15 protein-coding genes are annotated in these 17,487 nt (G+C 59.2%); 9 read left to right on the top strand and 6 right to left on the bottom strand.

Features of this window, described 5'->3' with window-relative positions:
- The first annotated feature begins 69 nt into the window (after positions 1-69).
- From HWX74_RS01900 to HWX74_RS01865, 8 genes are all read left to right on the top strand, one after another.
- A complete protein-coding gene (locus HWX74_RS01900; protein ID WP_176011922.1) occupies positions 70-1,092 on the top strand; it encodes a LacI family DNA-binding transcriptional regulator in 1,023 nt (340 codons plus the stop codon).
- Between the two features lie 64 nt (positions 1,093-1,156).
- Positions 1,157-1,840 carry a type II secretion system protein gene (locus HWX74_RS01895; protein WP_176011921.1) on the top strand — a complete coding sequence of 228 codons (684 nt, stop codon included), beginning with the start codon at positions 1,157-1,159 and terminating at the stop codon, positions 1,838-1,840.
- Between the two features lie 104 nt (positions 1,841-1,944).
- Positions 1,945-3,120, top strand: a complete 1,176-nt coding sequence (locus HWX74_RS01890) for a Gfo/Idh/MocA family protein (RefSeq protein WP_176011920.1) — start codon at positions 1,945-1,947, stop codon at positions 3,118-3,120.
- A 28-nt stretch (positions 3,121-3,148) separates the two neighbouring features.
- Positions 3,149-5,503, top strand: a complete 2,355-nt coding sequence (locus HWX74_RS01885; protein WP_176011919.1) for a glycoside hydrolase domain-containing protein — start codon at positions 3,149-3,151, stop codon at positions 5,501-5,503.
- 243 nt (positions 5,504-5,746) lie between these two features.
- Complete coding sequence (locus HWX74_RS01880; protein ID WP_176011918.1) at positions 5,747-6,754, top strand: ROK family protein; 1,008 nt, start codon at positions 5,747-5,749, stop codon at positions 6,752-6,754.
- The gene (locus HWX74_RS01875; RefSeq protein ID WP_176011917.1) at positions 6,755-7,942 is read left to right on the top strand and encodes a sugar MFS transporter; all 1,188 of its coding nucleotides are present in this window, start codon (positions 6,755-6,757) and stop codon (positions 7,940-7,942) included.
- A gap of 32 nt (positions 7,943-7,974) precedes the next feature.
- Positions 7,975-8,643, top strand: a complete 669-nt coding sequence (locus HWX74_RS01870; protein WP_176011916.1) for a sugar O-acetyltransferase — start codon at positions 7,975-7,977, stop codon at positions 8,641-8,643.
- The gene (locus HWX74_RS01865; protein WP_176011915.1) at positions 8,640-9,446 is read left to right on the top strand and encodes an HAD family hydrolase; all 807 of its coding nucleotides are present in this window, start codon (positions 8,640-8,642) and stop codon (positions 9,444-9,446) included. The genes HWX74_RS01870 and HWX74_RS01865 overlap by 4 nt, the downstream gene beginning before the upstream one ends.
- A gap of 62 nt (positions 9,447-9,508) precedes the next feature.
- On the opposite strand, the gene HWX74_RS01860 is transcribed toward HWX74_RS01865, so the two are convergent.
- Positions 9,509-10,333 carry an AraC family transcriptional regulator gene (locus HWX74_RS01860; RefSeq protein WP_176011914.1) on the bottom strand — a complete coding sequence of 275 codons (825 nt, stop codon included), beginning with the start codon at positions 10,331-10,333 and terminating at the stop codon, positions 9,509-9,511.
- A gap of 108 nt (positions 10,334-10,441) precedes the next feature.
- On the opposite strand from HWX74_RS01860, the gene HWX74_RS01855 reads away from it, so the two are divergent.
- Positions 10,442-12,979 (top strand): GH116 family glycosyl-hydrolase, encoded by a 2,538-nt coding sequence (locus tag HWX74_RS01855; RefSeq protein WP_176011913.1) that lies wholly within the window; start codon positions 10,442-10,444, stop codon positions 12,977-12,979.
- Positions 12,980-13,226: 247 nt separating this feature from the next.
- Here HWX74_RS01855 and HWX74_RS01850 read toward each other — a convergent pair whose 3' ends face one another.
- The 5 genes from HWX74_RS01850 to HWX74_RS01830 form a co-directional block, all read right to left on the bottom strand.
- The gene (locus HWX74_RS01850) at positions 13,227-13,961 is read right to left on the bottom strand and encodes an SDR family oxidoreductase (protein ID WP_176011912.1); all 735 of its coding nucleotides are present in this window, start codon (positions 13,959-13,961) and stop codon (positions 13,227-13,229) included.
- Positions 13,962-14,021: 60 nt separating this feature from the next.
- A complete protein-coding gene (locus tag HWX74_RS01845) occupies positions 14,022-14,525 on the bottom strand; it encodes an META domain-containing protein (RefSeq protein WP_176011911.1) in 504 nt (167 codons plus the stop codon).
- A 77-nt stretch (positions 14,526-14,602) separates the two neighbouring features.
- Positions 14,603-15,043, bottom strand: coding sequence for an META domain-containing protein (locus HWX74_RS01840; protein ID WP_176011910.1), 441 nt, complete (start codon positions 15,041-15,043; stop codon positions 14,603-14,605).
- 22 nt (positions 15,044-15,065) lie between these two features.
- The gene (locus tag HWX74_RS01835) at positions 15,066-16,673 is read right to left on the bottom strand and encodes a sodium-dependent transporter (RefSeq protein ID WP_176011909.1); all 1,608 of its coding nucleotides are present in this window, start codon (positions 16,671-16,673) and stop codon (positions 15,066-15,068) included.
- The gene (locus HWX74_RS01830; RefSeq protein ID WP_176011908.1) at positions 16,670-17,401 is read right to left on the bottom strand and encodes a M48 family metallopeptidase; all 732 of its coding nucleotides are present in this window, start codon (positions 17,399-17,401) and stop codon (positions 16,670-16,672) included. Before HWX74_RS01830 ends, HWX74_RS01835 begins: the two co-directional genes overlap by 4 nt.
- Positions 17,402-17,487: the final 86 nt, after the last annotated feature.

The raw sequence follows: 17,487 nt of genomic DNA, 5'->3' as shown, positions 1-17,487 counted from the left end.
AATTAAAAAGAGAACGGTTTTCGAGTGATTCTGTACGGCGATGACACGTGCAATCAGGAGAATGGAACAATGCCCCGACAGACATGCAGTTTGATGGATATCGCGAAACTGGCGAATGTATCGCGGACGACGGTCAGCAAAGTATTGCTGGAGACCGGCGGCGACCGGATTCGGGTCAGCAGTGAGACGGCCGACCTGGTTCGCCGGCTGGCCCGCCAGTTGAATTTCCGGCCGAATCAGGCGGCCCGCCAGCTCAAGGGGATCGACAGCAAGACGATCGCCATACTGATGTATTCGGGCACGGAAGCGCTGAGCCTTACCCAGTCATTCATGGAACTGCTGCTGGGATTGGAGAAGTATGCTTCGCTGTACGGCTTCAAGGTGTTGTTGAGCAGGGTGATGGAAGGGGATAACTTCGAACCGCGGCTGTGGGATTTGCAGGCGTCCGGCGTCCGGCACCTGTTCTGCTATCTGCCCGGCGAACAGTTGAATCTCGTCGCCCGCAATCAGGCGGAGTTCAAGAATATCGTCATTTACATGCCGTCTTCCCGGATTGCCGGGGCGCCGTTTGTCTATGTTGCGTTGAACCGGCGCAGTGCGGTGACGGAAGCGATCCGCTATTTGACGGAACGGCAGCGGCGTCGCATCGGCATTTTGCTGGAGCGGGAAGTGGCGCAGAGTGTTGCCGCCGCCCGTCCGGCTGCCGGCGATCTGCTCGATGAAATTCCGCTGGAACGGCAGTTGAATGTCCACGGCGGAACTCTGATGCAGGAAGAGCTGGCGGCAATGGCGCTGGAGGAACTGGTGAACCGGCAGCAATGCGACGGCATCGTCTGCAGCAACGATTACTGGGCCTTGCAGATGATGAGCGTCCTGCGGGATCACGGCTGCCGGATTCCGGAGGAGGTGGCGCTGATCGGCTTCGACAATCTCGATTTCGGCCGCAGTCTGTCGCCGAAGTTGACGACCTTCGACCAGTCGTTCGATGAGACGGCCAGAATGATCATGGAGTATTATACCGGCATGCGCGACTGGCGCGATGCGGATACGATTCAAATTATTCCTCAAATCGTCAAAAGGGAATCGGCCTGACCGGAGACGATGGCGGGAATCAAAAACGTAGACCCAAAAACCATATTATGAAAGGATCGGGAAGATGAAGAAACAGGTAAAAAATTTTACATTGATTGAATTGCTGGTCGTTATCGCGATCATCGCCATTCTTGCCAGCATGCTGCTGCCGGCTCTGGGCAAGGCGAAGGCGTCGGCGCAGAGCATCAAATGCTTGAACAACGTCAAGACGATCGGGCTGGGAATGATCATGTACCGGAACGACAACAACAGCCGGATGGCGCCGACCTTGTACGGCCATGCCGACGGCGTCTACTGGCCGACTTTCATCGCGCCTTATACGATGGACGGACCGCGTTACAGCGACGCCGCCGCCAACATCCGTTACTGGGACAACACCATGCCGGCCTATCTGCTCTGCCCGGCGATGAGCTGGAACGGCGCGACGGCGCACAACGGTTATCTGTCCTATGCGCTGAGCATGCAGTATTCCGACGGCCGGCCGATTGAAAATGTCGCCAGCACCACGGTGATCAGCGCCGGCGATTCGCATGATTTGGGCAATGATGCCGGAACCCTGACGTTCATGCCGTGGGACAGCCATTGGTCGAGCTGGTACGGGACGGCGACCGGTTTCGCCAAACGGCACAACACCGGCGGCAACTATCTGCATCTGGACGGCAGCGCCAAATATTACAAGTGGGATCAGTTGCACAACGACGAGGAAATTTTCCGCGGCGACGAAAACGAAAAATGGTGGTTTGAATAAGGTATAGCGACGCGTTATACTTTACGAAGAGCGGCCGGCGGCCGGAAAAATGCGGTATGTTTTTTCCGGCCGCCGGCGAAAATGGTCAAACGACGGGAATTTTCATGGCACAGAAAATCAGGTTGGGGGTGATCGGCTCCGGCGGCCGCGGGGTGATTGCCAAATGGGCGCAGGACAATCCGGCGCTGCAGGTTGAGGTGGTTGCTTGCTGCGATGTCAAAGACAGCGCCCTGGAGCAGAACAAAGAGTGGTATGGCGCCGGGGTGCGGCTGACCCGCGATTATCGGGAATTGTTGAAATTTCCGGAGGTGGATGCCGTTATCGTCAGTTCGCCGGATTATTGTCACGAGGAGCAGGCGCTGGCGGCGCTGGAAGCGCGCAAACCGGTGTATCTGGAAAAACCGATGGCGATCACGGTCGCCGGCTGCGACCGGCTGCTGGTTGCGGCGCGCCGGCTCGGCGTGCCGCTGTTCGTCGGCCACAATATGCGGTATATGAATATCTTCCGGAAAATGAAACAGTTGATCGATGCCGGCGCAATCGGGGAAGTGAAGGCCGTCTGGTGCCGCCATTTCATCTCCTATGGCGGCGACGCCTATTTCTGCGACTGGCACAGCGAGCGGCGCAACACCACCGGTTTGCTGCTGCAGAAGGGGGCGCACGATCTGGATGTCATCCATTGGCTGAGCGGCCGTTATGCCAGAAAGGTGACGGCGTTCGGCAGCCTGTCGGTCTATGACCGGCAGCCGCGCCGGCGGGAAGGGGAACCCGCGCAGCAGAAAGGCTGGAACCAGAACGATCACCGCTATCCGCCGACCGCGGTCGGCGGCTTCAGCGCCAATATCGATGTCGAAGATCAGAATATGGTGCTGATGGAGCTCGGCGACGGCGTGATGGGGGCCTATCTGCAGTGCCACTTCACGCCGGATGCCTGCCGCAACTATACGGTGATCGGCACCGAGGGACGGCTGGAAAACATCGGCGACGGTCCCGACGATCCGATTTTTTTGTGGAACCGGCGTTGCGACGACCACTACCGGATGATCGGCGATCAGGTTTTTCGCGGCGACCCGGCGCCGGCGGGCGGTGCGCATGGCGGCGCCGATGTGACGATTATGGAAGAATTTTTACAGTTGGTACGCGGCGAATGCCGTACCCCGACTGCGACGATGGAGAGCGCCAGGATGGCGGTTGCCGTCGGCTGTAAAGCCACCGAATCGCTGCGCAGCGGCGGTTGTCCGCTGGAAGTTCCGCCGTTGCCGGAGACAGAACAAGCTTGACTTCAAGCTGACGCGAAGAGGAATGACAATGAAGAAATTGTATCGAACCATATTGGGAGTTTTGCTGATGGGCGGCAGTCTGGTCGGCTTGGCGGCGGACGACAATCTGATGCGCAACGGTAATTTCGAGGCCGGGCGGGAGGATTGGAGTTCGGACTTGAAGAGTTTTGAGATTGTTCCCGGCGGTGTGAACGGCGACGGGAACTGCCTGAAGATGGCGCGGACGGAGCGGTTTGCCGATTGGTCGGATACCAACGAAGCGATTCAGAAGCTGCATTTCGATCCGCCGTTGACCGGGATGTTGAAAATTTCGCTTTACGCCAGGGTGGAAAATAACAACGAGGGCTATCCCGAGCTGTGGGTGACGGTTTTCCGTTCCGACGGTTCGATCGGTCGCGAAGAGTTCAAATTGAATGCCGGCCGGAATTGGGAGAAAAAAGAGTTCGTGCTGCCGCGCGGCGCGGCGCCGGTGACCGATGTGGCGGTCAAAGTCATGTTCCGCGGCATCGGCGATATTTTCATCGATGATGTGGCGTTGACGCCGTTTGTCGATGACAGCGGGATTGCGGGGGAACAGCTGGCGGTCAACGGCGGCGTGTTCGGGGACCGCGGAGTGACGGTCAACGGGGTCGCCAACCGGCTGGTCGACTACCGGGTTGCCGTCATGGACGGGACGAAGACGCTGGCGGAGGCCTCCGGCCGCGGCCGGCGTATCCAGCAACTGTTCGACGTGCCGAATGACCGGCCGTTGACAGTGGAAGTCACCGCCAGCGAGCAGTACGGTGACGGCCGGATTCGGCAGACGGTGACGGTCCCGGCGGTGAAGGATGCCGGCTACCGGCCCTATATGGTCTGGACGGCCGATTCGATGGAGAAGATCATGCCGCAGGAACTGCCCGGCCGCGGCAACGGCGTTGTCGACGGCGTGACGGTTGAATTGGCGCGCAACGAGGCGGAGGGCTTCCAGGCGGCGTTGCGGCGGGCGCCCGGAGTCGAGCTCGGGCCGGTGGCGGTGGAAGTTTCGCCGTTGCGCCGGGAAGACGGCAAGGCGGAATTGCCGGCCGACGCGTTGTCGTTTTTTCAGGTGGGTTATTTGAAACTGGATAAATTGACGCCGCATGTCGCCAGCTCTTATGGCGAGCCCGGCTGGTGGCCGGACGGTTTGCTGCCGGTTGAAAAACTGCTGATCCCGGATGACAATACCTTCGGCGTCTGGTTCAATGTCCGGACCGGGAAAGAGACGGCGCCGGGCCTTTATCATGGGACGGTGACTTTGCGTCCGGCCGGCGCGGCGGCGGTGGAAATTCCGTTGACGGTGCGGGTCTGGGATTTCACTTTGCCGGACCGTCCGGCCCTGAAGACGTCGTTCGACATCGACTGGGCCGACATCAGAAGCGTTTACGGCGAGGAACGTTTCCCGGAAATCCAGCGGAAGTACATCGAATACGTCACCGATCACCGCATTTCGCCGTTCTCGCTTTATGCCAGGGAGCCGGTCGATCCGGGGCTGATGAGCGGTCTGGAGGAACGGATCAATACGATCGCGGCGGCGCCGCCGCTGGGCGGCAATGATGCGGCGGCCGAGGTGGCCAAAGCAGCCGGCTGGAAAGCGCATTTGGATAAAGTCTACGATTCGCCGCTGGCCGACCGGGCCTATTTTTACGGGTTCGACGAATTTCTCGGCGAGCGCAAGGATACCGTCCGGGAAGCGTTCGGCGGCTTGAAGAAAATGTATCCGGGCATTCCGACTTTGACCACCTCGACGGCGGTCGACATTACGCCGGAGGCGATGCGCGATTTAGAGATCGACTGGCTGTGCGTGATGTTCGACTATTACGATCTGGAAAAAGCGCGCAAGGTGCGGGCGGAGGCGCCGGAATTGCAGGTATGGAGCTATATCAGCTTCCAGCCCGGTTATCCGTATGCCAACTTCATGCTGGAATATCCGCTGATTGAAAGCCGTCTGATCGGCTGGCAGAGCTATCAGCAGGAACTGGACGGCTTTCTCTATTGGGGGTTGAATCAGTATTGGCAGGGCGGTTGCCTGGATGAAACCAGGGAGCTGGTCGATCCGGCGGACGGTCCTTATGAGAAGTGGAGCAAACGGACCGGCAAGCCGGGACAGATTTTCGACGACTTGTATGGCGACGGCAAAATTCTGCTCTACGGCAAGGACGGTCCGATCGGCAGCATCGCTTTTGAAAATATCCGCGACGGTATGGAGGATTACGACTATCTGGCCTTGCTGCAGGAAAAAATCGGCAAGACGGAAGCCGATGAACTGTGCCGGCAGGTGACGACTTCGTTCACCGAGTACACCCGCGATCCGCAGCAGGTGCGGCAGGTGCGCCGGGCGATCGCCGCAATCCTCGAAGAAAACTGAATCGAAAAAAAAATGTTCCGGGCCGTACCCGGACGTAACCCGGCGGGCGGACGCCGCCGGGCGCTCCCCGCCAGGGGGCAAAGCTGAAGTTCGGGAAACGCCGGAATACCGGCGTTTCCCGTTTTCGGATTTTCCGGGCACCGTTGGAAATTGCGAATGCAAAAATTCTTTCCCCGTCGTTTGAATCTTTCTTGCGGCCTATTATAGTAATACTTACTTTAATACTTAATGTAAGTGGTATGCATGCGAAAAATCAATAATTCCCAAGTGCGCGGGAACAATACGAACCTGATCCGGCAATTTCTTTTGTCCGGCGCGGTTCACACCAAGGAATCGCTGGCGGCGGCGACCGGCTTGAGTGCGGCTACCTGCCGGAATATTCTCATGGAGATGTTGCAGACCGCTGAAGTCGAAGCGCTCGCTCCGGGCCGGCCGGCGGGCGGCAGGCCGCCGTGCCGTTACCGGTACAATGCCGGATTCGTCAGTTGGCTTCTGTGCCGGATCAAAAATGTTCCGACGGGGAAGCAACTGGAAATTCTGGTTGCCGATGCTGCAGGAAAGGTCGTGGCTCGGCGGGAATCCGGCCTTTTGGCGGTGCTTGCTCCGGATATTTTATTGGAGTTCATCGTCGATGCGGCCAAAGATTTTTCGCATGTCGGCGCCATTGCCGTTTCCTATCCCGGCGTGGTCCTTGACGGGAAAACTTCCTGCTGGGGCGATATCGAGGAATTGAACGGCTTCGATCTCAAAAAATTGATTGAGGAACACACCCGGATACCGGTTCTGATCGAAAATGATATCAATCTCGCTGCCGAGGGATACCTGATCCGCCATCCGGAAGAGAATATCCGCGATTTGGTTTACATCGGTTTTCCGCCGCAAAATCTTCCCGGCTGCGGACTGATTGCCGAAGGGCATCTGCTGCACGGGACCCGCGGCTTCGCCGGGGAAATCCTTTACATTCAGGATCAGACCAGGGAGGAGCAGTGGAATACGATGAATGCTCCGCACGGCCTTGCGGAGATGCTGCCGGCCGTCCTGCGTGCCGTCACCGCTTTGCTCGATCCGGCACTGATTGTGGTCGCCAGTCCCGATTTGCCGGCTTCGGAAGAGTTGCTCCGGGAAAAAATCCGGAAGATGGCGCATCCCGATTTCCTTCCCGAATTGCGCATCATTCCCGACTATTTGCCGGACAATTTTGCCGGGCTTCTCAATTTGGCCAGAAACAGTTTTTATCAACGGGGGTTTTGAATGGCTTCTCTTCTGCTTGCGATCATCTACCTGGCTTTCATCAGTCTGGGACTGCCCGACTCGTTGCTCGGTTCGGCCTGGCCGGTTCTGTACCGGGATCTGGACGTGCCGATTTCATTCGCCGGAATCATCACTTTCATTATCTCCTGTGGCACTGTTATTTCCAGTTTGCTGTCCGATTGCACCACCCGGCGTTTCGGCGCGGGGAAGGTGACGGCGTTCAGCGTGCTGATGACCGCCGTCGCGCTCTTCGGATTCGCCGTTTCCGGGAAATTCTGGATGCTGTGTTTGTGGGCCGTGCCCTACGGCCTGGGCGCGGGCGGGGTGGATGCCGCGCTCAACAATTATGTGGCGTTGCATTATGCTTCGCGGCACATGAACTGGCTGCATTGTTTCTGGGGCGTCGGCGTGACGCTCAGTCCCTTCATCATGAGTTCCTGTCTGCTGTCCGGAGCCGGATGGCAGGCCGGATACCGCTGGGTTTCGATCATTCAGATTGTCCTGACGGCATTTCTCTTTCTCAGTCTGCCGCTTTGGGCAAGGCAAAAAAAGCTCGTTCAGGAAAAAAGGGACGCCGCTGTCCCGGTGGGGCTCCGCGGCGCGTTCCGCATACCGGGCGTCCGGGAAATTCTCATCGGCTTTTTCTGCTATTGTGCGCTGGAACAATCCGCCGGGTTGTGGGCGAGTACCTATCTGGTTTTGAATCGCGGAGTGGCGGAGGAAATTGCGGCGCGGTGGGCGGCGTTCTATTACCTCGGCATTACCGTCGGCCGTTTCCTGAGCGGCTTCGTGTCCGACCGGGTGGGCGACCGGAATATGATCCGGGCCGGGCTGAGCCTGATTCTGCTCGGCGTTCTGGCAATCCTTCTGCCGGTTCCCGCTCCCGCAATCGCGTTGGCCGGGCTGTTGCTGGTCGGTCTGGGATGCGCTCCGGTCTATCCGGCGATTATCCATGAGACCCCCGCCAACTTCGGCGCCTGCAATTCCCAGGCGATCATCGGAATTCAGATGGCGAGCGCCTATGTCGGAACGACGGTGGTGCCGCCGGTTTTCGGTATTATCGCCCAATATGCGGGCATCGTCTGGTATCCGTGTTATCTGCTGGTCATCCTGGCGCTGATGGCGGTAATGCTGGAACGGATGAACCGGATTGTCGATAGGCATGGTCGAGTCGTAATTTCCGCTTGAAAAGTGAAACCGCAGCAATCAAGGAAACAGCGATGAAAGAAGAAGAAAAGATTTTTCGCGGCGAACTCTTTTGTCCCGCCGACCCTGAACTCAAGGCGATCAAACTGCGCTCCCATAAACTCAGCGCCCGGTACAGCCGGACCGCGGAGGACGAGGTGGAGCTCCGTTGCGAATTGACGCGGCAGCTCCTGGCCGCATTCGGCGAAGGCAGCTTCATGCAGGGGCCGGTATTTTTTCATTACGGCAAACACACCCGGATCGGCAAGCGCAACTTCTTCAATTACAATTTGACCATCCAGGATGATGCGCCGGTCACCATCGGCGACGATAACAATTTCGGGCCGAACCTGACCATCGTTACGCCGCTTCATCCGATGCTTCCCGACGAACGCCGGGTCATGCTTGATCAGGACGGCAAGCCGAAACATCTCTGTTACGCCCGGCCGGTGAGGATCGGCAATGACTGCTGGTTCGGCGCGAACGTGGTGGTCTGCCCGGGGGTGACCATCGGCGACAACTGCGTGATCGGTGCCGGAAGCGTCGTCACCAAAGACATTCCGGCGAATTCATTCGCCGCCGGGTGCCCCTGCAGCGTCATCCGGGAAATTACGGAAGCGGACAGCATGAACTGCAAGCCGGAAATCCTGGCCGGCAACCGGACCATTCCCCGGGATCGTTTCCCGATGGAGGGAAGCGTTTGATCAAGCTCGTTGCAACCGACCTCGACGGCACGCTGCTCGACCGGGAAAAGCAGATTCCGCCGCACTTCAACCGGGCGGTGGAAATGCTTTATGACCGCGGCGTCCGTTTCGCCATTGCCAGCGGACGGCAGTATTACAATATCCGCAAACTTTTTTACGGAATACGGGAGAAGCTGTTCTTCATCTGCGAAAATGGCGCAATCATCTTCGACGGCGACCGGAACATCTTTTCCGAGGCGATTTCGTTCGGCCGGCTGGCCCGGCCGCTCGCGGCGATCAGGACTGTTCCGACCGCCGCCGCCGTCCTCTGCGGAGTGGACTGCGCCTATCTGCCCGGCGGCAATGAGGAGTGCGAAGCGCACGCCGCCGACTATTACGAGCGGATCATCCGGACGGAATCGCTTCTGGACGCGGCGCAAAATGACCGGATCTGTAAAATTGCCCTGTTCGATTCCGAGAGTACGGAGAAGAACCTCTGGCCGCTGCGCCGCTCCTTCGGTGCCGGTTTCCAGATGGCGCTTTCCGGGCGGAACTGGCTCGACCTGATGAACCGGGGCGTTCACAAAGGTGCCGCTTTGCGGCGGCTCCAGGCGCGGCTCAACATTACGCCGCTGGAAACCATGACGTTCGGGGACTATCTGAACGATACGGAAATGATGCGGGAGAGCTATTACAGCTACGCGATGGCCAACGCGCATCCCGGACTTGCCGCCGTATGCAATTTTTCAGCTCCGCCCAATAGTGAAAACGGCGTTATGCGGGTGCTTGAAGCAACCTTTCAATTCGATCGTTTTCAAAACTGATCCCGGGTGGAACGGGAAGCACGGCGCAAAGCGTTCCAGTCCGGCGGCGGGGCGACGCGCGCCTAAACCGGCCCGGACGTTATGGGGCGCCGGTGGCGGCGGCGGAATTCGCGCGGCGACAAACCGGTCCGACGGCGGAAAAATCGGGAAAAATAGAATTCGCTGCTGAAGCCGAGCCGGTCGGCCAGTTCCTTGATGCTGCCGGAACCGCAGAGCAGTTCAAATTCCGCCCGCCGGCAGAGTTCCCGGCCGAGAAACTCCTTGAGCGGCAGGCGGAAATCACGGCTGAATTCCCGGCTCAGCCGATCGCGGCTGCGGCCGGCGGCGGCGGCCAGCTCATCGATTCTGGTGCGGGCGGAGAGCGTGCGGGCCAGATAGTCGAGCAGCGGGCCGTAGGTGCGCTGGATCGACAGGTCGCCTTCGAGGTCGAGCGGCAACCGACGGCAGAGCTGGCCGGCCAGTTCGAAGACGAGCAGTTTCAATTCCAGCAGTTGCGGCCAGCCGCTTCCGGCGGCGATGCTCTGGCAGCGCTGCCGCCGCCCGGCCGACAGCGGCAGCTCGAGACAGTGCCGCTGCCGGGCAAACAGGTCGATGCCCGGCAGCAATTCCAACTGGAAATGGAGTGAATAAAAGCGGAATCCGGCCGGAAAATCGAATTCGAGGTCGAGTCCCGGCGGCATGAAGATCATTCGGCCGCTCCGCATGACCAGAACCTGCCCGGCGGTGTGATTGTTCAGGCGGCCGCTTCCGGCGGTGACCAGGAACAGCCGGTTGAAACTGTGACGGTTGCGGCCGTGCCAGACGAAATCGGCCTCTCCGAATTCGACGATGCGGCAATGCAGTTGATTGGCCAGCGCCGTGGCGGTGTCGTGTTTGCGCAATCCCATGAATGTATATGTTTTGTCGCTGTTATTGCATTTGACAATCTCTTTGAACGCCAGTACTCTATCCTATCGGAACCGAAATTTCAACCATCAGAAAAGGGTTTGTTCAAAATGAAGTATGCCAGCAACCAGAGCAGCATGATTTCCTTTCCGCTCGGCGGCATCGGCGCCGGCAGCATCGGCCTGTCCGGTTCGGGGCGGCTGATCGACTGGGAGATCGCCAATCATCCCAATAAATTGAGCCATAACGGCTACAGCCATTTTGCCGTCAAGGCGGAAACGGACGGGCGGCTGATCGACGCCCGGGTGCTGAACGGCGATCTGCCGCCGCCGTACACCGGGATGCCGGAGCCGGCGGAGGCTTCCATCTTTTTCGGCTTCGGTTTCGGCGCCAACCGGCAATTGCTGCCGGGGATGCCGCATTTTCGCGATACCTGTTTCGACGGCGAATTTCCGCTGGCTTCGATTACGTTTCAGGAGCCGGCCTTTCCGGGCGCGGTCAAATTGAGGGCGTTCAATCCGTTCATTCCGTCGAACGATTTCGATTCGTCGCTGCCGGCGGCCGCCTTTGAGGTCGAATTCGAGAATCCGACTGACTGTTCGATCGATTATACCGTGGCGCTTTCGGTACACAATCCGGCCGACTGCAGTTGGCATGAGGTTTCCGGCCGGTGTTTGGTGCTGAAACAGCGCCGTCATCCGGCCGACAGCGATCTTTACGGCGAACTGGCGGTGGCGACCGATGCCGGCGACGGATCGATTCAGCGGTACTGGTATCGCGGCGCCTGGATGGATGAGATCAATATGTTCTGGAATGACTTTGCCCGGCCCGGTCCTTTGCCGGCGCGTGATTATCCGGAGCCGTCCGCCGAAAACTGGGGCGACACCGGTACGGTTGCCGGCCGGCTGGCGTTGCCGGCGAAAACGAAGGGGAGGATCCGTTTCGTGCTGAGCTGGTACTATCCGAATGTCCGGAACTCCTGGCAGCCGAACGCCGGCCAGTATCCCGGCTGGCGCAACTGGTACGCGACGAAATTCGACAGCGCCGCCGCGGTGGCCGGTTATTTTCTGGCGAATTATGACCGGCTGCTGGCGGAAACGACGCTGTTTCACGATGCGCTGTTTGCTTCAACCCTGCCGGCGCCGGTGCTGGAAGCGGTTTCCGCCAACATTTCCATTTTGAAAACCCCGACCTGCCTGCGGCTGGAAAATGGCGAATTTTACGCATTCGAAGGCTGTTCCGGGTTGGTCGGCAGTTGCGAGGGCAGTTGTACCCACGTCTGGAATTATGCTTATGCGCTGCCGTTTTTGTTTCCGGCACTGGAACGGTCGATGCGGGAGTTGGATTACACCTACAATTTCCAGCCGGACGACGGTTTGGCCTTCCGGCTGCAGTTGCCGCTCGGCCGGGAGCCGTCTTCCTTCCGTCCGTGCGCGGACGGTACCTTCGGCGGTATAATCAAGATGTACCGGGAGTGGAAAATTTCCGGCGATACCGATTGGCTGCGCCGCTGGTTCCCGTCGGTCAAACGGGCGCTGGAATACGCCTGGAATCCGCAGAGCAGTGAATTATGGGACCCGGCGCGGAGCGGCGTCCTGACCGGCCGGCAGCATCATACGCTGGATGTCGAGTTGTTCGGGCCGAACGCCTGGCTGACCGGTTTTTATCTGGCGGCGCTGGATGCCGCGGCGAAGATGGCCGAGGCGCTCGGCGAGCCGGAGACGGCGGCGGAGTACCGGCGCATCCGTGCGAAAGGCCGGCGGCAGGTCGAAACGGAGCTTTTCAACGGCGAATATTACGTCCAGAAGATCGATTGCGGCGACCGGGAACTGCTGGCCGCCTTTCCGGACGCGGAGGAGTATTACTGGAATGCCGAAGCCTGCCAGATCAAATATCAGATCGGCAACGGCTGCGGCATCGATCAGATATTGGCCCAGTGGCATGCCGAACTGCTCGGTCTGGACGACGTATTCGACCCGGAACGGGTGAAATCGGCATTGCGTTCCATCTACCGCTACAACTTTCAGCAAAGCCTGCGCAACCATACGAATTTCTGGCGGGTTTACGGCTTGAACGACGAGGCCGGCACGGTGATCTGCAGCTGGCCGCGCGGCGATGTTCCGGCGATACCGATTCCGTATGCGACCGAAACGATGCACGGGTTCGAATACCAGGCCGCCTGCCATATGATCCTCCGCGGCATGACGGCCGAAGGGGTGGAGCTGGTCAAAGCGGTCCGCGACCGTTACGATGGCGTCAGGCGCAATCCCTGGAATGAGATCGAATGCGGCAGCAACTATGCCCGCTCGATGGCCAGTTATGCGCTGTTGAACGCCTTTGCCGGTTTCCGGTTCGACTTGACCGTCGGCCGGATCGGTTTTCAGCCGGTCGGCCGGCAGCCCGGTGAAACATTCCGCTGTTTCTGGGCGCTGGACGGCGGCTGGGGGCAATTCGAACTGGCGGATTGCCGGGCGGCGTTGACGCTGCTTTACGGCAAATTGACGCTTCGGCAATTCGAAATACCGCTGAAAGTGGAACGGGTGGAGCATGGCAAACGGCCGTTGCCGTTCCGGTCGGCCGGTGGCGCCGTCCTTCTGGACGTTCCGCTGGAACTGACGGCCGGGGAGACTTTGTACTTCCGGGAGTGATAATGAAAAAACTCCCGGCCTGGAAATTTACCCGGGCCGGGAGAGAACACCGGAAGGATACGGTCAGGAATTGTGCTTGGCTTTCTTTTCAGCCCGTTTTTCCTTGAGCGTTTTTTGCGGCGCTTTTTTGGTTTCTTTTTTGACGTCTTTGTTTTTAGCCATGATTTACAACTCCTTTTTCATTGAGCGGTCGCCATTGTGCTCCGCCTAAAATAACCCGTTTGCCGTTCAAGTCAAGGTCGGAACTTTAAAATGGCACAATCTCCTGTTCCAGCGGCTGCACCATGACTTCCGGAAATACCAGGTGTTCCGGAAATTCGCAGAGCCGGACGATCAGGCGGCCCATTTCGGCCGGACTCATCATTTTTGCGGCGGCGGCCGGCGCGGCTTCCGGCAAACCGGCCGCCCGGCTGAATTCGGTGCTGCCCCAGGACGGCGTCACCACCGTCACCCGGATATTGTATGGGCGCAGTTCGGTGTACAACGTCCGGCTGAATTTGTCCAGCCCGGCTTTGGCGGCGGTGTAGACCGAGAAGTTCGGCCAGCCGTAATGGGCGCAGATGCTGGAAACATTGACGATCAGACCGGACCGGGCCGTTTTCATTCGTTGCGCGGCCCGCTTGCAGCCGAGAATCGCTCCCAGCAGGTTGGTGTGGAGCGATTGGAGGATTTCCGCATCGTCCTGTTCGGTCAGCGGGGCGATTTTGATGCCGCCGCCGGCGTTGTTGACCAGGATGTCCAGCCGCGGTCCGACGGCGGCGAACAACCGGTCCCAATCGGCCGGGCTGCCGACGTCGGCCGGCAGGTAATCGACCTGCAATTCGGCTGCCGCTTTTTCCAGGACTTCCCGGCGGCGGCCGGTGATCCAGACCCGGGCGCCGCGCGCTTTCAGGGCCTGCGCCATGCCGTAGCCGTAACCGGTGCCGCCGCCGGTGACGACGGCAATTTTTCCGCTGCAATCCATGATTTTATTTCCTTTCATTGTGAATCCGGACAAAGAAAAAGCGGTACAGCCGGAAGCTGTACCGCCGGAATCATCGGTTCACTGGTCGGCATTGCCGTCATTTTCGGCCTCGACGGCTTCGAATTTCAGCACCGGTTTGCCGCCGGCGGTCAGGACCAGTTCCTCTCCGGAGATCTGGTAGCCGTCGACCGTATCCAGCGCTTTCAGATAGGTGGATTCATAATTCATGCCCGGCCCGGCCATCATCGTGCTGGCCAGATTGCCGAATTTGATTGTTTCGGCAGCTTCATCCAAAGTTACCGGGCCGAAGTAGCGGTTGACGCCGCCACTTCCCGCCACCCGGTGATCCGCATCGATCTGCAACGTGATGTCGCGGCCGGGTTTGTCTGCGTCGGCCGGAACATTTTGCAGCGAATCCAGCTCCAGTTCCCACATCGTGCCGATCAGCGGACTGTCGGCTTTCACTTCGGCTTGAGGCGGCGTCTTGGGTTCGCTGCTTTCTCCGCAGCCGGCCAGAGTGCCGAGTCCCAGGGTGCCGATCGTCAACGCGCCGACGAACAGCGGCAAAGTCGTTCTCTTCATAATTTCAGTTCCTCTCGATCCGTTGAGTTGATTGCGGAAAATCGCGGCCCGTCCGCAGTTTTCCGGTTGCATTTCGTTCATTCCACCGCTTTTTTGCCGGGGGTGAATTGCAGCAGCGTTTGACCGCCGTCCTGCAGCGTCAGCCGATCGCCGGAAACCTGATAGGAGTCGGCTTGCGGCAAAGCCTGTAAATAGGCGCTCTCGTATTGCAGTCCCGGCCCGGCCATCCGCGTCGAACCCATCTGACTGAATTGCAGCTGGTTGTCGCCGGTAAACCGGACACTGCCGAAATAGCGGTTGACGCCGGCGCAGCCGGAAACCCGGTCGGCTTCATCGACGACCAGCGTGATCGGCTGCTGCGGTTTTTCCCAGTTGGCCTGACGGCCCGGCAGGGAGTCCTGTTCCAGGATCCAGACGGTCCCGGTCAGCGGTGATTGCGAATCGGAGGCGCTTTGACAACCGCCCAGCAACATGCCGGCGACGGCGGCACCGGCCAATGACAGAAAAATTTTTCGCATCTGTTTTGCTTTCCTACAAATTTCAAGCTCCGAGTTTTAGCCAGCCGATCGCGTGCAGGAAGGTAATGACGATGGCACTCGGCGTAATAAAGCGGATGAAAATCCCCCACAGCGACGCCAGAGTCCACACCACCTCGGTTGCCGGCCGCCGTCCATCGTTTTTCAAGCCGGCCAGCAATGTGATGATATGAATGTCGGCGAAGTTATTCGCTCCATGCCTTATTTCATTGACCGCCCGCCGCGTTCCCCAGATCCAGCCGACGAAAATCGACGTGGAAATTCCGGCCAGCGGCAACAGGTAATTGCTGTTGAAGACATCGACGACATCGAAAAAGTTCCCGCGCACCTCACCAAAAGCGGTGAACAAGGCCTGCTGCAGCCACGGAATATATTTCCAGTCCTGGACGCTCAGCGCGCAAAAAATTCCAAAAGCGCTGATCACCAGCGTGGCGCACAAGGTCGCCAGCCGCCGTTCCCAGCGAAATTGGTCGATGCAGAAGGTTACGCAGACTTCCAGCAGGCTGATGCCGCTGGTGACCGCCGCGATCGCCAGCAGCAGGAAAAAGATCGCACACCACAGCCAGCCGATCTGGTCGGGCAGTGCGTTGAACACCATCGGCATCACTTGGAAGACCAGGCCGGGGCCCTCCTGGGCATCCATGTTCATGGCGAACAGCGCCGGAAAAATGGCCAGGCCGGCCATCAGGGCGATCAGCGTATCCAATCCGATGACCGCCAGCGACGAGAGGAATATATTGCGCTGACGGTCCAGGTAACTGCCGTAGGTGATGGAAATGCCCATGCCGAGACTCAGCGTATAGAAAGCGTGGCCCATCGCCACCAGGGCTCCTTCGGTGGACAATTTACTGAAATCCGGCGTCAGCAGGAACTGGACGCCGCCCATCGCATTCGGCGAGGTCAAGCCGCGAATGATCAGGATGAACAGCATGAACAGCAGGATCGGCATCAATATTTTGCTGACCCGCTCAATGCCGCGCCGGATGCCGAACCAGACGACGAGGCCGCAAATCAGCATGAACCCCACTTGGGCGGAGACGGAGATCAACGGATCGCCGGCGATGCTCTTGAAATATTCCTGTGCCGCGCTTTTGTCCACGAAGTTCAGCCCGCCGCCGAGCGCCCGGAAGATGTAGGTGATCGTCCAGCCGCCGGCCACCGCGTAGTAACCGAGGATGGTTGCCGCCGAAAAGACGCTGACGATGCCGACGCTGACCCAGCCGCACCGGAAGATCAGAATGCCGAAAATTGCCAGCAGCGCGGCATAACCGTAACTGCCGAAGCAGATCATGCCGAGGACGGCGAAAATCACCAGCAAGCCGATCAGCCGGGCCGACGGAACGTTGCGGGCCGATTTGTTGCACAATTTCTGAAAGGCGCCGACCGGGCTTTGCTGGGTGTGCCGGCCCAGCGTGAATTCGCAGAGCATGATCGGTAAGCCGACCAGCAGCACGCAGCCCAGATAGACCAGCACGAAGGCGCCGCCGCCGTTCATGCCGGTGATGTAGGGAAATTTCCAGACATTGCCGAGGCCGATCGCCGAACCGGCCGCCGCCAGAATGAACCCGAGACTGCCGCTCCAGTTATCGCGTTTGCCTTTTGCCTCATTCATCGTTTCAAATCTCCTGTGTTTTCATGATAATTTTCAGCGTGGCCGGAGGGGCTTTCGGTGGAGGTCAGCCAGTCGCCGACAGCGGGGCCGTACTGTTTCAGCCAGTGCTGCGCCGCGGCATAATCCGGGTCGTATCGGGCGATCAGTTGGCGGAAACGGACCGAATGGTTCATTTCCGTCCGGTGCGCCAGCTCGTGAAGGATAATATGGTCGACGATGCGTGCCGGACAGAGCATCAGCCGCCAGGATAAATTGATATTGCCGTTTGACGAGCAGGAACCCCAGCGCCGCCGGGCGTTGCTGATCCTGACCCGGGCGTAGCCGACGCGGTGCCGTTCGGCCAGCATGGCGGTGCGTTCCGGCAGATAATCGGCCGCCTTTTGCCGGTAGAACCGGACGAGTTCTTCGGCCAGCCGGCCGTGCCGGGAAAACGGCACGAGGAAAACATTGTCCCGGTATGCGGCGGCGGCCGTGCCGGACAAGCGCACTTCGAACCTTTCATCCAGCAGCGGCAGCCGGCAGCCCGGCTCCGGCCGGAAAGGGGACTGCCATTCCGCCGCATTGGCCAGCTCCTGGCGTTTGCGGACGATCCAGCGCCGGTGCCGTTCGATGATTTTGCCGATTGCCGCTTCGCTCAATTGCCGGGGCGCCCGGACGGTCAGCCGGCCATCCCGATTCAGCGACAAACCGATGGTCCGCCGCGTCGATCGGATCAGTTCATATTCCAATTTTAAAATCCTTCCATCCAAATACCTGCATAATATGGCACAAAACATTGATTTTTCGACCGGCAACCGTGGCAAAAAACTCTTTT

This window comes from Victivallis sp. Marseille-Q1083 (assembly GCF_903645315.1).
Lineage (GTDB): Bacteria > Verrucomicrobiota > Lentisphaeria > Victivallales > Victivallaceae > UMGS1518.
The sequence above is the reverse complement of the archived record's forward strand: the minus strand, read 5'-3'. Positions and strand labels throughout refer to the sequence as shown.

Excerpts from the sequence above, each read along its gene's own strand:
- HWX74_RS01880 (WP_176011918.1), top strand. The coding sequence starts at position 5,747 with ATGCGAAAAATCAATAATTCCCAAGTGCGCGGGAACAATACGAACCTG.
- HWX74_RS01840 (WP_176011910.1), bottom strand. The coding sequence starts at position 15,043 with ATGCGAAAAATTTTTCTGTCATTGGCCGGTGCCGCCGTCGCCGGCATG.
- HWX74_RS01860 (WP_176011914.1), bottom strand. The coding sequence starts at position 10,333 with ATGGGATTGCGCAAACACGACACCGCCACGGCGCTGGCCAATCAACTG.
- HWX74_RS01890 (WP_176011920.1), top strand. The coding sequence starts at position 1,945 with ATGGCACAGAAAATCAGGTTGGGGGTGATCGGCTCCGGCGGCCGCGGG.
- HWX74_RS01845 (WP_176011911.1), bottom strand. The coding sequence starts at position 14,525 with ATGAAGAGAACGACTTTGCCGCTGTTCGTCGGCGCGTTGACGATCGGC.
- HWX74_RS01875 (WP_176011917.1), top strand. The coding sequence starts at position 6,755 with ATGGCTTCTCTTCTGCTTGCGATCATCTACCTGGCTTTCATCAGTCTG.
- HWX74_RS01900 (WP_176011922.1), top strand. The coding sequence starts at position 70 with ATGCCCCGACAGACATGCAGTTTGATGGATATCGCGAAACTGGCGAAT.
- HWX74_RS01850 (WP_176011912.1), bottom strand. The coding sequence starts at position 13,961 with ATGAAAGGAAATAAAATCATGGATTGCAGCGGAAAAATTGCCGTCGTC.
- HWX74_RS01895 (WP_176011921.1), top strand. The coding sequence starts at position 1,157 with ATGAAGAAACAGGTAAAAAATTTTACATTGATTGAATTGCTGGTCGTT.
- HWX74_RS01870 (WP_176011916.1), top strand. The coding sequence starts at position 7,975 with ATGAAAGAAGAAGAAAAGATTTTTCGCGGCGAACTCTTTTGTCCCGCC.
- HWX74_RS01855 (WP_176011913.1), top strand. The coding sequence starts at position 10,442 with ATGAAGTATGCCAGCAACCAGAGCAGCATGATTTCCTTTCCGCTCGGC.
- HWX74_RS01835 (WP_176011909.1), bottom strand. The coding sequence starts at position 16,673 with ATGAATGAGGCAAAAGGCAAACGCGATAACTGGAGCGGCAGTCTCGGG.
- HWX74_RS01885 (WP_176011919.1), top strand. The coding sequence starts at position 3,149 with ATGAAGAAATTGTATCGAACCATATTGGGAGTTTTGCTGATGGGCGGC.